12 protein-coding genes are annotated in these 15,230 nt (G+C 71.6%); all 12 read right to left on the reverse strand.

The window, feature by feature from the left end:
• Positions 1 to 11 precede the first annotated feature (11 nt).
• The 12 genes from argJ to MED01_RS25640 all read right to left on the reverse strand — a co-directional run bounded on the left by argJ (position 12) and on the right by MED01_RS25640 (position 14,930).
• On the reverse strand, positions 12 to 1,184 hold the full coding sequence (gene argJ / locus MED01_RS25585; protein WP_238671103.1) for a bifunctional glutamate N-acetyltransferase/amino-acid acetyltransferase ArgJ: 1,173 nt from the start codon (positions 1,182 to 1,184) through the stop codon (positions 12 to 14).
• Positions 1,181 to 2,182 carry an N-acetyl-gamma-glutamyl-phosphate reductase gene (argC, locus tag MED01_RS25590; protein ID WP_238671104.1) on the reverse strand — a complete coding sequence of 334 codons (1,002 nt, stop codon included), beginning with the start codon at positions 2,180 to 2,182 and terminating at the stop codon, positions 1,181 to 1,183. The genes argJ and argC overlap by 4 nt, the downstream gene beginning before the upstream one ends.
• Positions 2,183 to 2,240: 58 nt before the next feature.
• A complete protein-coding gene (locus tag MED01_RS25595; RefSeq protein ID WP_238671105.1) occupies positions 2,241 to 5,198 on the reverse strand; it encodes a hypothetical protein in 2,958 nt (985 codons plus the stop codon).
• Positions 5,195 to 7,303 carry a tetratricopeptide repeat protein gene (locus tag MED01_RS25600; RefSeq protein WP_238671106.1) on the reverse strand — a complete coding sequence of 703 codons (2,109 nt, stop codon included), beginning with the start codon at positions 7,301 to 7,303 and terminating at the stop codon, positions 5,195 to 5,197. Before MED01_RS25600 ends, MED01_RS25595 begins: the two co-directional genes overlap by 4 nt.
• A gap of 15 nt (positions 7,304 to 7,318) precedes the next feature.
• The gene (locus MED01_RS25605) at positions 7,319 to 7,645 is read right to left on the reverse strand and encodes a hypothetical protein (RefSeq protein WP_238671107.1); all 327 of its coding nucleotides are present in this window, start codon (positions 7,643 to 7,645) and stop codon (positions 7,319 to 7,321) included.
• A 337-nt stretch (positions 7,646 to 7,982) separates the two neighbouring features.
• Positions 7,983 to 10,529: a phenylalanine--tRNA ligase subunit beta gene (gene pheT / locus MED01_RS25610; RefSeq protein ID WP_238671108.1), complete on the reverse strand. Its 2,547-nt coding sequence runs from the start codon at positions 10,527 to 10,529 to the stop codon at positions 7,983 to 7,985.
• Between the two features lie 40 nt (positions 10,530 to 10,569).
• Complete coding sequence (gene pheS / locus MED01_RS25615; RefSeq protein ID WP_238671109.1) at positions 10,570 to 11,637, reverse strand: phenylalanine--tRNA ligase subunit alpha; 1,068 nt, start codon at positions 11,635 to 11,637, stop codon at positions 10,570 to 10,572.
• A gap of 219 nt (positions 11,638 to 11,856) precedes the next feature.
• Positions 11,857 to 12,654 carry a TrmH family RNA methyltransferase gene (locus MED01_RS25620; protein ID WP_274526260.1) on the reverse strand — a complete coding sequence of 266 codons (798 nt, stop codon included), beginning with the start codon at positions 12,652 to 12,654 and terminating at the stop codon, positions 11,857 to 11,859.
• Between the two features lie 83 nt (positions 12,655 to 12,737).
• Complete coding sequence (rplT, locus tag MED01_RS25625; protein WP_030488429.1) at positions 12,738 to 13,130, reverse strand: 50S ribosomal protein L20; 393 nt, start codon at positions 13,128 to 13,130, stop codon at positions 12,738 to 12,740.
• A 31-nt stretch (positions 13,131 to 13,161) separates the two neighbouring features.
• A complete protein-coding gene (rpmI, locus tag MED01_RS25630) occupies positions 13,162 to 13,356 on the reverse strand; it encodes a 50S ribosomal protein L35 (RefSeq protein WP_007458415.1) in 195 nt (64 codons plus the stop codon).
• Between the two features lie 20 nt (positions 13,357 to 13,376).
• Positions 13,377 to 14,027 (reverse strand): translation initiation factor IF-3, encoded by a 651-nt coding sequence (infC, locus tag MED01_RS25635; RefSeq protein ID WP_091401946.1) that lies wholly within the window; start codon positions 14,025 to 14,027, stop codon positions 13,377 to 13,379.
• Between the two features lie 429 nt (positions 14,028 to 14,456).
• The gene (locus MED01_RS25640) at positions 14,457 to 14,930 is read right to left on the reverse strand and encodes a PH domain-containing protein (RefSeq protein ID WP_181539405.1); all 474 of its coding nucleotides are present in this window, start codon (positions 14,928 to 14,930) and stop codon (positions 14,457 to 14,459) included.
• Positions 14,931 to 15,230: the final 300 nt, after the last annotated feature.

Here is a 15,230-nt window from a genome sequence, read left to right on the forward strand (position 1 = left end):
GTTCCTCGCGCTCACGTCGAGTACGCCGAGTTCTCGTGCACGTACGCGTGGGACAGGTCGTTGGTCCAGATCGTGGCGGCCGACGTACCAGCGTGCAGGTCGATCCGGATGGTCACGTCCCGCCCGGTCAGGTCGACCTTGGAGCGGTCCTCGGCGGCGGCGCCGCGGCGGCACACCCACACCCCGTTGACCGCCACGTCGACCTCGTCCGGCTCGAACGCGGCGGCGGTGGTGCCGACGGCGGCCAGGATCCGACCCCAGTTGGGGTCGTTGCCGAACAACGCCGTCTTGACCAGGTTGTTGCGGGCCACCGTGCGGCCCACCTCGACCGCCTCGTCCTCGTCCGCCGCGCCGACCACGTCGATGGCGATCTGCTTGGTGGCGCCCTCGGCGTCGGCCACCAACTGCTGGGCCAGGTCGTGACAGGCCGCGGTGACAGCGGCGGCCAGCTCGGCCGGCGTCGGCTCGATGCCGCTCGCGCCGCTGGCCAGCAGCAGCACGGTGTCGTTCGTGGACATGCAACCGTCGGAGTCGACCCGCTCGAAGCTGACCCGGGTGGCCGCCCGCAACGCCTCGTCCAGCGTCGCCGGCCCGGCCACCGCGTCGGTGGTCAACACGCAGAGCATGGTGGCCATCCCGGGCGCGAGCATCCCGGCGCCCTTGGCCATACCGCCGACCGTCCAGCCGCTCCCCCGGGTCACAGTGGTCTTCGGCCGGGTGTCCGTGGTCATGATCGCCTCGGCGGCGGCCGGGCCACCGTCGCGGGACAGCCCACGGATCGCCGAGCGGACGCCCGGCAGCAGCTTCGGCATCGGCAGCCGCTCACCGATCAGGCCGGTCGAGCAGACGGCGACCTCACCGGCGCCGAGGATCAACCGTGGGCTGACCGCTGTCAGCGCGGCGGCGGTGTGCTCGGCGGTGGCGTGCGTGTCCTGGAAGCCGGCCGGACCGGTGCAGGCGTTGGCACCACCGGAGTTGAGCACCACGGCGCGGACCACACCGCCCTGCACCACCTGCCGGGTCCAGAGCACCGGCGCGGCCTTGACCCGGTTGGTGGTGAAGACACCGGCCACACCGGCGTCCGGGCCGTCGTTGACCACCAGGGCCACGTCCGCGCCGCCGCTGGTCTTGAGGCCGGCGGCCACACCGGCCGCCCGGAACCCCCGAGGGGTGGTGACACTCACGGGGTGACGCCCCACATCGACAGGCCCGTCGTCTCCGGCAGGCCGAGCATCAGGTTGGCGTTCTGTACGGCCTGACCGGCCGCGCCCTTGCCCAGGTTGTCCAACGCGCTGAGCACGATCAGACGACCCGAGTCGACGTCGACGGTGGCCTGAAGGTGACACGAGTTGGAGCCCAGGGTGGCGGCGGTGTGCGGCCAGCGGCCCTCCGGCAGCACGTGCACGAACGGCGCGTCCGCGTACGCCCGGGCCAGCACCTCCTGCGGGTCGACGCCGCGCGCCGGCACCGCGGTGACGGTGGCCAGGATGCCGCGCGGCATCGGTGCCAAGACCGGGGTGAACGACAGGCCGGTCGCGCCGGTGGCCTGCTTGATCTCCGGGACGTGCTGGTGGGTGCCCACCCGGTACGGCGACATGTCGCCCATCACCTCGCTGGCCAACAGGTGCGGCTTGGCCGCCCGGCCGGCGCCGGAGGTGCCGGAGGCGGCGACCACCACCACGTCGGCGGGGTTGGCCGCGCCGTCGGCGATCAGCGGCGCGAGCGCCAGGGTGATCGCGGCGGCGTAGCAGCCGGTGTTCGCCACCCGGGTGGAGCCGGCGATCAGCTCCCGCTGGCCGGGCAACTCGGGCAGGCCGTAGGTCCACTGGCCGGCGTGCGTGCCGCCGTAGTACTGCGCCCAGGCGTACGGGTCGGCCAGCCGGTGGTCGGCGCCCAGGTCGACGATCCGCACCTCGGCCGGAAGCTGGGCCGCGAGAGCCGCCGACTGGCCGTGCGGCAGGGCAAGGAAGACCAGGTCCGCGTCGGCCAGGATCGTCGGATCGGTCTCGCCGAGCACCAGGTCGAGCCCGGTGAGCTGCGGGTGCACCACGTCGACGCGGTGCCCGGCCTGGCTGTGTGCGGTGGCGGCGACAAGGTCGAACTCCGGGTGCCCGGCGATCAGGCGCAGGAGTTCACCCCCGGCGTACCCGCTCGCTCCAGCGACCGCGACTCGGATCCCCATACTCACCTCCGCATGACTATGCAGCGAAGGCTAGCAGCACTACGTGGTGACTGCAATTTTATGTGGAGTACTGCATGAACGTACGACCGGTTGGAGCGCTGGGATGGCTGTCGAAGAAGTACGGCAGCCAACGCTGACAGAACGCGCCGAACGGCCGGACCGCGGGACAGACCCGCCGGCTGAGGCCGGACAGGGACACCACGTCCCGCCGGTCGGTCTGGTGGAACAGGCCGATGGTGACGTCGAAGACGCCGCGTCGCACGGCGGCCTGGACACCCGCGGCGAGGATGTCCGCATCCAACTCGTCGACGGTGGCGTCCCGCCTGAGCAACTCGCCGGCCACGGCCGGCAACAGGTTGTTGCCGACGACCGTGATCAGTTTCGGATTCGGCACGAGATCGATGACTGACGACGAATAGCCCGAGACGTTGACGAAGGCCTCGGTGAAGGGCAGCAGGACCTTCGCCGTGCCCCAGGCCTCGACCAGTTCCGACGCCGACCGCGACACCTCGTCGACCAGGTACAGATGGGTGGCGAGGACGGCGTACCGGACACGCGGATCGCCGGCCAGCAGCTGCGCGACCCGGAACTCCTCAGCGCTGAAGCAGAGCCGGGCGAGCATGTAGACGCGGGCCAACTCGCGCGCCTCGGCGGTCGTCAACAACACCTCGGCCGACCCCGCGCGCGGCGAGGGGACGCCCGACGACGACCGGCGCGAACGCCGGCCCTCCTCGTCCACGGCGCCGATCGCATCGTGGAGCGTCGAGAGGACGCTGCCGGCCGGCAGCGGTGGAGCGTCCAGGCCACCCCGACACAGGTGAACAAGGTCCGGCCAGTGCGTCGACAAGCGGCTCATGACATCCCGGCACGCCTCGGCGTGGGACTGACCCCGTCGTGACGCGAGCCGCTCGATGCCGCGGAGCAGGCGCTCGGCCGGCGAGCCCGGGGTGGTCTCCTCGCGTAGCCGAACGACAGCGGCCGGCAGGCTCCGGTCGGCCGTCAGCCCGAAGTAGCCGTCGAGGGTGTCGAGGTCGGCCGCGCCGAAGCGCACCGCCACCGGCTTCCCCGTCACCACCCGCTTCCAGTAGTGCGCGCTGAGGGCGGCGGGATCCGCCAGCAGCGCGCCGAGATCGCCGGACTCCGGCGACGGTCGCCCCGGCGGCAGCACACGCCGCAGCAACGCGCGAACGAAATCGTCGTTGCGCGCGGTCACCTCGGCGGAAGCGGCCTGGAACCAGACCTCGGACGCCAGCTTGGCGGTCTGCCTCTCCTCGTTCACGGATTCGAGGTAGGTGTCCAGCTTCTCCTTCTCCGGGTGTGTCGGGCGTTCGCCCAGCGAGGAGGCCGCCAGCCGGAGGTACATCCCGAACAACTCGCCAGTGATCTCGCGGCCCGCAGCGCCCAGGTCGAAGAGGTCGTCGGCCAGCACGGAGCCGAGGGCACCGAACACACACCCGGTGGTCAGCGACGCGTCGTCGGCGACGTCAGCGGCCGCGACGCACAGATCGACGATGAAGCGCCGCAGGGACAGCGCCGCCGCGTTCCCGTCGGTCGAACCCCAGATCGGGCCGGCGGGCCGGGACGCGACCGCCGTCGACAGGAGCCGCTGCAGAGCGACCAGCACGCCGTGCAGTTCCTCGGCGAGTTCACTGACCGGCCGGCGCTGTGGCGCTGACTGCGCGCGCAGGACCGCAGCGAGGTCGTACCGCGTGACGATGTCCCGGATGTGCTCCGGCGCCATCTCCCGGATCACGATCCGCGCCCGCTTGCGCACCTCCTCCCGCAGGTCGGTGTAGAGCGGCATGTTGAGGGCGCCCTGCAGGTCGTACTGAATACGCAGAACGAGTCGCTGCGCGATGGGCGCGTCGTCGTCGACGGCCGTGGCCAGCGTGGCGCGGCGAAGTCGGTCGAGGGAAACCCCCGCGCTCTGCCGCTCGTACCAGGCGCGAAAGCCCTCGTCGCGCAGGAGATGACGGTCCGGGTCGACGACGAAGCCGGGCCTGGACGCGGCAGCCGCGAGCGCCGCGACGACCCGGGGCATCTCGTCGGCGAGAAGCTCCAGGAAGGGACGCCCGTCCCCGGTCGCCAACAGGAACCGGTCGAGAGCCGACCCCGAGAGGTCCCCGGCGCCGAGGAAGCCGGTGCCCTCGTCGGTCCGGTGGAACGCCGCCATGATCGCACTGCGTGACCCGCCAGCGGACGTACGGTACCGGTGATGGACCAGCCGACTCGCGGCGAAGATCGTGTGACACGGCGTCGCGATGTCCTGAAGATGGACGACTCTCGGGCGGCCGTCGTCGAAGAAACGGGCCTGGGCGGCGAGCGCCTCGTCCACCCGGGCCTGAGAGGGAAAGATGCAGCTGTCCTCGTCGCTCCACGCGGTGCCGTCGTCGTCGACGAAGCACTGCCGCAGGAGCCGATTCGTGCGGGGCAGGTAGGTGAGCCCCTGCCCCGAGGGCCCTCGACCGGTGCCCATCGTCCAGGTGACGATCACCTTGAACTCGTCCATGAAGGGGCTGTTGTCGACGTGCAGGGTGTTGTCCCGCGCCACGACGTCGAGTGGCTGCGTGTCCTTCGCCCGCAAGTCGATGATCTTCACGGGTCCGCCGAGGGCGTGCGCGACGAGCGCGACCAGCAGCGGATGAGCGAACGCCTCCCGGAATTCCGGATGCTCGACCAGGGAGCCCGCGTCCGCGACGTTCAGGTAGTTGTGCAGCGAGCCACGGCTGCCCCTGGTGTCGATCGCCGAGTCGTACGCCCGCCGCGCGGGGTCGAAACGCTCGGGCGGGACGAGCCCGGCGAAGCTGAGCGCACCCTCGGCCGCGAGGTTCCCGCTCAGCGAGGCGAAGGTGTCCCGGAGGAGCGGAGCGGCCGCCTCCGCCCGGCACGCACCGTCGACGATCGCCTCGATCTCGCGTCGGAACCTCGTGGCTTCCCGCTCCCGCCGCAGTTGCCGATACGACGCAGGGCTGGCCAGCTCGTCAGCCGGGACGAGCGGCGCGTACCGAGGACTCATATCGCCGGACTCCCGACCACCAACGTCGACTGGGTGAGATCCGGGTAGTGCTCCAGGCGGGCCAGCGCCCGTCGGACCTCTTCCACGGCGCTGACGTTTCCGCACTGACCGTACGCCTGTTCGAGTTGGTCCAGGATCGTCCGGACGGAACGGAAGTTGCCGAGGGACTCCTCGACCCGCCAGGCCCGCTCCAACCAGGTGCAGCCCTCCTCGACCTCGCCCGACCGGAGGCCGCTCGCGCCGAGCAGACGCAGGGCCAGCGCCCGGCCGTAGTCGTTGCCGCGCTCCTCGCACATGGCGAGGCTGCGCAGGCCGAGCCCTCGGGCCCAGGAACAGTGGCCCAGTTCGTTCAGGGCTCGGGCCGCGTCGTACAGCCCGCGGGCCTCGCGGACGACATTGTTGCCGTTCCTGGATTGCCGGGCCGCCCGCAGCCCCCAGCGCAGCGCGTCCCGGTAGTCACCCGACCGGAGACAGAGCTCGGCCATGGCGTGATGCGACGACGCCCGACCGGAATCGTCGCCGGACGCCGCCTCCAGCGCCATGGAGGCGCGCAACTGCTCCTTCGCCGGCTCAAGCTGGCCGATGTCCGCGTAGGCACGCCCCAGGGCGCGTCGGGACAGCGCCTCCATCGCCGGGTCACCGCCGGCCGCCGCGGCAACGGCTTCCCGCTGGACGGACAGCGTTCTCGTGACGTCCTGACGCCAGTAGAGGAACGTGTTGAGTGCCCGTGCGAACCGGGTGATGAAGGCGAAGTCGTCGTCGGCCCGGGCCTGCTCGATGAGGTAGGTGATGGCCGCGGTGATCGACTCGAACCAGGAGAGGGCCTGCGCCACTGTGAAGCTGGCCGACCCGGCGACAGTCAGCAGCTCCTGGTCCACGGGCAGGGAGTCCCGGTGTGGATCGATGGCGCGATCGGCGGCGTAGCTCAACGCCAGGTAGACGGTGCGGATGCGGCGCGCGGTCAGCTCCTGCTCGGCGGGGTCCAGTACCTGCCCGAGCGTCTCCGCGAGATAGGCCTTCATCAGGTCGTGGAAGCGGTAACGGCCGGGGCTGATCTCGTCGATGAGGGATGCCAGGCACAGGGATTGGAGAGTGCGGTCACACACCCGCCGTGGCTGGTCGAGGACGAGGCAGAGCACCGCCACCGAGCATTCGTTGCTGGGCAGCATGGACGCGACGTAGAGGACCTTCGTCGTTGCCGCGTCGAGGTCGTCGAGCGACCAGGAGATGACGCGACCGACCTCGATGCCCAGGCCGGCGTCATCGAGGAAGCGAAGTGGGCTCTGTTCCTCCTCGATTCCCCTCGCGGCGTCGTCGATCGTCCAGGTGGTCTGGATGGCGAGCTTCGCCGAGACGATGGCCAGCGCCAACGGATGCCCCTCCAGAAGCTGCACGATGCGTTGGGCGGCGGCCTGCTCCCGTTCGACGCGGACGAACCCGACGCGTTCGGCGATCAGCTCCACCCCCTCGTCGAGGGTGAGCAACGGAAGTTTGATGACCCGGGCGTCGTGACGAACGCTCATCTCCGGGATCGCCCGGCGGCTGGTGACCACCAGCACCGACCCGAAGCCCGGCACCAGGTCGCGAACCTGCTCGTACGAGCCCACGTTGTCCACGATCACGAGGCACCGCCGGCCGGCGGTGACGGCGCGGAAGACACCGCCCCACTCCGCCTCGTTGTCCGGAAGGTCGGACCGGTTGATCCCCAGCGTGGCCAGGAAGCTGCGCAGGGCGTCCCGGGTCTCGATGCGCGGTGTGCCGGAGTACGCGCACATGTCGACGAAGAACTGCCCGTCGGGGTATTCGGCGATGCGCGAGCTGGCCCAGGCGACAGCGAGGGTGGTCTTCCCCGAGCCGGCCAGACCCCACACCATGCAGCAGCGCGAGCCCGGCGTCGTCATCGCCTCGTCCATCTCGTGCAGCAGGTGGTGCCTGCCGACGATCCTCCCGATGCCGCCCGGGAGCATGTGCGGTGGCTCGGGGACGCGCACCGCCGCTCGCGGCTGTTCGACGTAGATCGGGCCGGAGGAGCCCACCTGGAGGACCTGGTGCGCCGACAGTCCCTCGGCCATGTTGTGCGACGAGCTTCCGGAGGCGGGCTCCATGTCGGTCACCTCCGGCTACATCGTGATGTCGCCGACGCGCTGGGCCTGCACCAGCTTGCCCACGTTGCTGGAGGCCACCACGTTCGTGCTGCCGATCGACGTCGCCCCCTGCCGGAGCTCCCGCAGGAACTCCGGATCCTCGGCCGCGCACCGGGTCAGGAGCACACGGAGTCGCGCCATGTCGTCCGCTGAGACGTCGCCCTGCGCCACCCGGTCCAGGGATTCGAGCATCCCCGCCGGCTCGTCGCTGCGGACGAACCGCCGCCGGATCAGGTCGACGAGTGCTGCCCCGGACCCCTCGGCGATCTTGACGAGCGCCGCGGCGACGATTGCCTCGATCATGCGCTGCTCCTTGCCTGAAGCCCTGCGACAGGCGTCGGCGCTCACCCCTTCGCCAGGCAAGGCTACCGATTCGTATCGACCTCGGAAAGGCTCGTGACATGGTCGGCAACGTCGACGCCGAGCCTCCGGCCGGTCACCCGAAGGCCACTTCGCATCGACGCCGACGCATGCCACCGGCGACTGATGCCTGGTGCCAGCCACGACGGCCCGACCACTGGGCCATCGCCGCCGACGAGGGCCGGCGCGGCCTGTCGGAAGCCCGACACGGCGCAGCCGACGGCGAAACGACGACGGCCCCGCTACCCGCTGCCGGGTACCGGGGCCGTCGTGGGTCGCGTCAGGCGCCGCGCAGGGTGGCGCCGAGGCGCTCCGCCGCGACGGCGACCGCCGCGTCCCGTGCCGCGACCGCCTCCTCGACGGTGAGCGTCCGGTCCGGTGCCCGGAAGGTGAGCTTGTACGCCAGCGACCGGCGGCCGGCGCCGAGCTGCGCGCCGGAATACACGTCGAACAGCCGCACGTCCTCCAGCAGCTCACCGGCGCCCGCCTCCAGCGCCCGGCGCACCTGCTCCGCCGGCACCGACTCGTCCACCACCAGGGCCACGTCGATCAGCGCCGGCGGGAAGCCGGAGACCGTCGGCGCTGGCGTGACCGGGGTCGGCGGCAGCGTGTCGAGGTTCAGCTCCATCGCGCTGGTGCGGCGGGGCAGTTCCAACGCCGCGACCACCACCGGGTGCAGCTCGCCGGCGTGTCCGACGACCGAGCCGTCGACCCGCAGCTCGGCGCAGCGACCCGGGTGCCACGGGGCGTACTCGGCGGCGCGCACCTCGACCCGCTCGTCGGGGATCCCGGCGGCGGCCAACACGTCACGGGCCGCCTCGATCGCGTCCGCCCAGCCGGCCGGTCGGCCCGGACCCCACCAGCCGGCCGGGTCCAGGTCGCCGGAGAGCACCACCGCGACGTGCACCGGCTGCGCCGGCACCACCGCGTCGGCGGCTGCGAACTCCTCGTCGGTGGGGCGTCGGTCCACGCCCATCGCCGGCGGGCTGCCGGCGCCGACGCGCGGGTGGAAGACCGCACCGATCTCGTAGAGGGCCAGGTCGCGGTGACCCCGGCCGAGGTTGCGCTTGAGGATGCCGAGCAGCGGGCCGAGCAGCGTGGTGCGCAGCAACGGCTCCTCCTCGGACAGTGGGTTGGCCAGTCGCACCGCAGGCCGGCGCGAATCGTCGGCCGGCAGGCCGAGCTGGTCGGCCAGCTCCGGCGACACGAACGGGTGCGCGAGCACCTCCACGTACCCCCGCTCGGCCAGCGACCCGGCGACGGCCCGGCGGCGACGCTGCCGCGGGGTCAGACCGCGCCCCGGGGGCGCGGTCGGCAGCACCGACGGCACCCTGTCGTACCCGTCGAGGCGGACCACCTCCTCGACCAGGTCGGCCGGGTCGGTCAGGTCGGGCCGCCAGGTCGGCGGGGTGACGCTCAGCACCGCCCCGACGCCGCTGGCCACGCCGACCGCGCCCGGATCCTCGGACAACCGGTCCGCGCCCTGCGCGACAGTGCAGCCGACCCGCTCCAGCAGGGCGACCACCCGCGCCGGCGGGTACTCGACGCCGACCCGCCGGGTCGGCAGGTCAGCCGGAAGACTGATCGGGGTACGCGGCCGGACGTGGTCGATGTCCAGGATCTCCGCGCCCGGGGTGCCCCCGCCGTGCTCGGTGAGCAGCCGCACGGCACGCTCCAGCGCGACCAGCGCCACAGCCGGGTCGACGCCCCGCTCCCAACGCTTCGCGGCCTCGCTGAACAGCTTGTGCCGGCGGGCGGTGCGCCCGACCATCGCCGGGTCCCAGTGCGCCGCCTCGAAGAGCACAGTGGTGGTGCCCGCGACGACCTCACTGGTCTCGCCGCCCATCACCGCGGCGAGGGAGATCGGGCCCGTGTCGTCGCAGATCACCATGTCGTCGGCGGTGAGCACCCGGTTGACCCCGTCGAGGGTGGTCAGCTTCTCCCCCGCCTCGGCCCGACGGACCACCAGCGGCCCGGCGATCCGGTCGGCGTCGAAGGCGTGCATCGGCTGGCCCAGCTCCAACATCACGTAGTTGGTGATGTCGACGGGCAACGAGATGCTGCGGATGCCGGCGGTGACGAGCCGCTGCTGCATCCAGGACGGGGTGGGCGCGGTCGGGTCGACCCCGCGGACCAGGCGGGCCGTGAACCTGTCACAGCCGACCGTGTCGCGGACCTCCACCGGGTACGCCGGCGTCTCGGTGCCCGCCGGGGCCGGCACCCGGGCCGGGTCGCGCAGCGGCACGTCGAACGCGTGCGACAGCTCCCGGGCCAGGCCGCGCAGGCTCAGCGCGTACCCCCGGTCGGGGGTGATCTCCAGATCGAGGACGACGTCGTCGAGGCCGACCACCGGGCGCGCGTCGTCGCCCGGCTTGGCCGTCACGTCCGGCCCCAGCACGATGATGCCGGAGTGGTCGTCGCCCAGGCCCAGCTCCTTGGCCGAGCAGATCATGCCCGCCGAGTTGTGCCCGTACGTCTTGCGGGCGCCGATCGCGAAGCCGCCGGGCAGCACACCGCCGGGCAGGATCACCACCACCCGGTCACCCGGGGCGAAGTTACGGGCACCGCAGACGATCTCCTGCGGCTCGCCGGTGCCGTTGGCGGCACCCACGTCGACCCGGCAGAAGCGGATCGGCTTCTTGAAGCCGGTGAGCTCCTCGATCTCGCGGACCTCACCGACGACCAACTGGCCGGTGACGGTCTCGGCCAGGTCCACAGCGGACTCGACCTCGATGCCGAGGTCGACAAGGGCCTGCTCCAGGTCACCGGTGGGCAGGTCGGCGGGGAGGTCGACGTACTCCCGCAGCCAACTGACAGAAACTCGCATGACTTCAGACCACCGTTCCCGTGTCTCGTACCCGCATCGCCTACGCCCCGGTCCCGAGCGCGCGGCTGAACCGCACGTCGCCCTCGAAGAGATGGCGGATGTCGCTGACCCCGTGCCGGACCATCAGGGTCCGGTCGATGCCCATGCCGAACGCGAATCCGGAGTAGACCTCCGGGTCGACGCCGCAGGCGCGCAGCACCCGGGGGTTGACCATGCCGCAGCCACCCCACTCGACCCACTGCGGGCCGTCACGGTGCTCCGGGAACCACACGTCGAACTCCGCCGACGGCTCGGTGAACGGGAAGTAGTGCGGCCGCCACCGGGTCTTCGCCTCCGGGCCGAACATCGCCCGGGCGAAGTGGTCCAACGTGCCCCGCAGGTGCGCCATCGTGATGCCCTTGTCGACCACCAGGCCCTCGGCCTGGTGGAACACCGGGCTGTGGGTGGCGTCGATCTCGTCGGTGCGGTAGACGCGACCCGGCACGATCACGTAGATCGGCGGCTTGCGGCTGAGCATCGTGCGGGTCTGCACCGTCGAGGTGTGCGTACGCAGCACCAGGCCGGAGCCCTCCGGTGCGATGTGGAAGGTGTCCATCAACCCGCGTGCCGGGTGGTCGGCGGGGATGTTCAAGGCGTCGAAGTTGACCCACTCCAGGTCGACCTCGGGCCCCTCGGCCACCTCGTAGCCCATCCCGACGAAGAGGTCGCTGATCGACTCCATCAGGGTGCTCAACGGGTGCCGGGCGCCACGCGGACGCCTGTCGTAGGGCAGGGTGACGTCCACCCGCTCCTCGACCAGCACCCGCTCGGCCTGCTCGCGCTCCACCACCTCGGCGCGGTCGGCGTACGCGGTCTCGATCGCCCGGCGGGCCTCGTTGACCCGCTTGCCGGCGTCGGACTTCGCGGCCGGCGGCAGCGCGCCGATCTCCCGGCGAGCGAGGGAGACCGGTGACCGGTCACCCAGGTGCACCGAGCGCAGCGCGGTCAGCGCGTCCGGGTCGGCGGCCGCGGTGAACGCCTTCGTGGCGTCCGCGACGGCCTCGTCCAGGGCGGCGGGGTCGAGCAGGGCGACCTGCTTCGGGTCGTACGGATCGTTGCGGTAGCTCATGGCGTACGGGCACTCCCTCACGGCGGCGCCAGCCCTCACCGGGGCGGCTAGGCGAGTCTACGGACGCGCGGCTGTGCCGCAGCCCGCCGGTAGGAGTTGCGCAGGGAGCAGGTCAGGCCCGCCGCCCGCCGACACCGGCGGGCTGGCTAAACGAACGCCGTGTCGCGTTCATGGACGGACGCTCTCCCCTGCTGTCAGTCGCGCCGGAGGCAATCACCCTCAGCGCTGCGCTCTCGCTGAAGCGTACAGGCAGACCGCGGCGGCGGCAGCCAGGTTGAGGCTCTCCGCGCGCCCGTACAGCGGCACCCGCACCGTGGTGTCGGCGGCGGCGGTCAACTCCTCGGACAGGCCGTGCGCCTCGGAACCGAACAACCAGGCAGTCGGCCCGACGAGCCGACCGTAGTCGGTCAGGTCGTCCAGGTCACTGTCGCCGTACCCGGTGGTGGCGAAGATCGACAGCCCGGCGGCGCGCAGCGCCTCGACCACCGCGACCGGGTCTGGGGCGCGGACCACGTCGACGTGGAAGAGGCTGCCGGCCGAGGCCCGCACACACTTGCCGTTGTACGGGTCGACGGCGTCACCGGCGAAGATCACCGCACCCGCGCCGGCCGCGTCGGCGGTGCGCAGGACAGTGCCGGCGTTGCCCGGGTCACGGATCTCGGCGAGCACCGCCACCAGCCGGGGACCGCCAGCGAGGGCCTGCTCCAGCGACACGTCCAGGTGCCGGCAGACGGCCACCAGCCCCTGCGGGGCGACCGTCTCGGCCAGCGCCGCGATGGCCTCGTCGGTCACCTCGGAGACCGGCACGTCGGCGCGGGCCGCCGTGGCGGCCAACTCCGGATACCGGTCGAGGGCTGTGGTCGTACCGAACAGTTCGGTGACCACCCCCGGCCGCGCGAGGGCCTCGCGGACCGCCTGCGGGCCCTCGGCCAGGAAACGGCCGGTGGCGTCGCGGTCCCGGCGGCGTTGCAGGCGGCGGGCGGCGACAACCCTGGGGGTACGCGGGGTGAAAGCCATGATGTGCGCTCCTCCGGCACGATTGAGGCGCCCCCCGGACGGCGGTGCCGACACGGGAGACGCCTCGCTCTGGTGCGTGGGGATCAGGCGGCCTGAGCCGCCGCGCCGCCGGTGCCCTCGGCCGTGACCGCGGCCCGGGCCAGCTCGACGATCGCCGCGAAAGAGGCGGCGTCGTTGACAGCCATGTCGGCCAGGATCTTGCGGTCGACCTCGATGCCGGCCAGACGCAGGCCCTGGATCAGACGGTTGTAGGTCATCCCGTTGGCCCGGGCGCCCGCGTTGATCCGCTGAATCCACAGCTGCCGGAAGTCGCCCTTGCGGTCGCGACGGTCCCGGTAGGCGTACTGCATCGAGTGCAGCACCTGCTCCTTGGCCTTGCGGTACAGGCGGGAGCGCTGACCGCGGTAACCACTCGCGGACTCCAGCAGGGTACGACGCTTCTTCTGGGCGTTTACAGCCCGCTTGACGCGTGCCATCTCAACTCCTAATTACGTAAGGTGGCGCGCGTCAGCGGCCGAGCAGCTTCTTGATGCGCTTGACGTCGGCCTTGGCCAGCACGACCGTGCCGGTCAGCCGGCGGGTCTGGGTGGAGGGCTTCTTCTCCAGGTTGTGGCGGAGGCCGGCCTGCTGGGCAACGATCTTGCCCTTGCCGGTCACCTTGACCCGCTTACCCATACCCGTGTGGCTCTTCATCTTCGGCATGTGGAACGTCTTCTCCCCTGTTACTCGCCGCTGGTGTCGGCGGCGAGGCCGGTGTCACCGGCTGCTGCGGTCTCGCTGACCGCCGCGGTCTCATCGGCTTCCGGAGTGGCGGACTCGTCCGCTGCCCGGTCCCGAGGTCCGCCGCGAGACGCCGTAGCGGCGACCGCGGAGGCCTTGACGGCCCGATGCGGGGCGAGAACCATGATCATGTTTCGGCCGTCCTGCTTCGGAGCGGCCTCGACGTATCCCAGTTCCGTGATCTCGGATTCGAGCCGGCGCAGGAGCCGGTAACCCAGCTCCGGGCGGCTCTGCTCGCGACCGCGGAACATGATCGTCACCTTGACCTTGTCGCCCGCCTTGAGGAACCGCACCACGTGACCCTTCTTGGTCTCGTAGTCGTGCGGGTCGATCTTCGGCCGAAGCTTCATTTCCTTGATGACGGTCTGCTGCTGATTACGCCGCGCTTCGCGCGCCTTGAGTGCGCTCTCGTACTTGAACTTGCCGAAGTCCATGAGCTTGCACACCGGCGGGCGCGCCATCGGCGCAACCTCGACCAGGTCCAGATCGACGTCCGCGGCCAGCTGAAGAGCGCGCTCCAGCGGGACGATGCCCACCTGCTCACCCTCTGGGCCGACCAGTCGGACCTCACGTGCCCGGATCTGCTCGTTCACGCGTGGTTCGACGCTGATGGGGCCTCCTCGAGTCGTTTCTGCTCTGTCGCCGACCCCTGCGGCTCCCGGGAGGGAACCAACCCGAAAAGCAGAAGGCCCCGGCGCATGCCAGGGCCCGCTCGACCGGTCAGCACGATCACAAGGATCGCGCACCCGGCACCGGGACATGCCCGGAACCGGTGACCGGACCCGGCCACCGTAGCGGCGACTCGGGTGGGAGCAGGCGCTCCGCTTTCAAGGCTGTCTGCTCGCACGCGGAGACAGCCTGGTCGACTCGATAACACTACACCGGCGCCCCGACGACCCCCAAACCGGGCATGACCTGCGGCCTCGTGTCGGCGTGGTCGGCCGTCGGTGTGGCCCGGTCATCGGTGTCGGCCGGTCATCGGTGTGGCCCGGTCATCGGCGCGGTCGTGCGCCGATCCGGGGTCAGCGACCGACGGCGCGTTCGGCGAGGCGGGCCTGGTGAGCCTCGTGCAGCCGACGCAGCGCGCGGACCCCGTCGACTGCCAACTCCTTGTCCGCGGCCTGCAACGCGACCATCGGCAGCAGGTCGTCATCGTGCAGCTCCAGGCTGGCCCACGGCGCACCCCGGTCGAAGCGGACACCCCGGACAACCTCCCAGGGCAGCTCGTACGAGCTGATGACGTTACGAACCCGGATGCCCCGCGCGTCCGCCTCCACCCGGGGACGGGTGAACAGCAGGAAGCCCAGCGCACCGAAGATGCCCAGGCCGATCATGGCGATCTGGTCGCCGCGCTGGAAGCTGCCGTAACCGTCGCCGGTCGGGCCGCTCAGCGACGTGGCGACCAGACCGAACACCACCACCAGGGCAGCCGCCGCCGACCAGCAGACCACGCGGATTCGGCGGGGCTTCAGGCGGACCAGCTCGGTTTCACTCACCCCACCAGTCTGCCACCCGCACTGGCCCAGCAAACGCACCACCCGCCGAGCCCACCACCCCGAGCCCGAACCCAGGGCCCCGGGCCAGTCCAGGTCCAGGCCCGGCCAGTCCAGGTCCAGGGCCGGCCAGTCCAGGTCCAGGCCCAGGGCCGGCCAGTCCAGGCCCAGGGCCGGCCAGTCCAGGTCCAGGGCCGGCCAGTCCAGGCCCAGGCCCAGTCCAGGCCCGTCCAGTCCAGTCCAGGCCAGGTCCAGGCCCAGAACAGTCCGGCCTGCCGCCTGCCGCCCGCCGCCCGCCGCCCG

Source organism: Micromonospora alfalfae, from assembly GCF_022230925.1.
Taxonomy (GTDB): Bacteria; Actinomycetota; Actinomycetes; order Mycobacteriales; family Micromonosporaceae; genus Micromonospora; species Micromonospora alfalfae.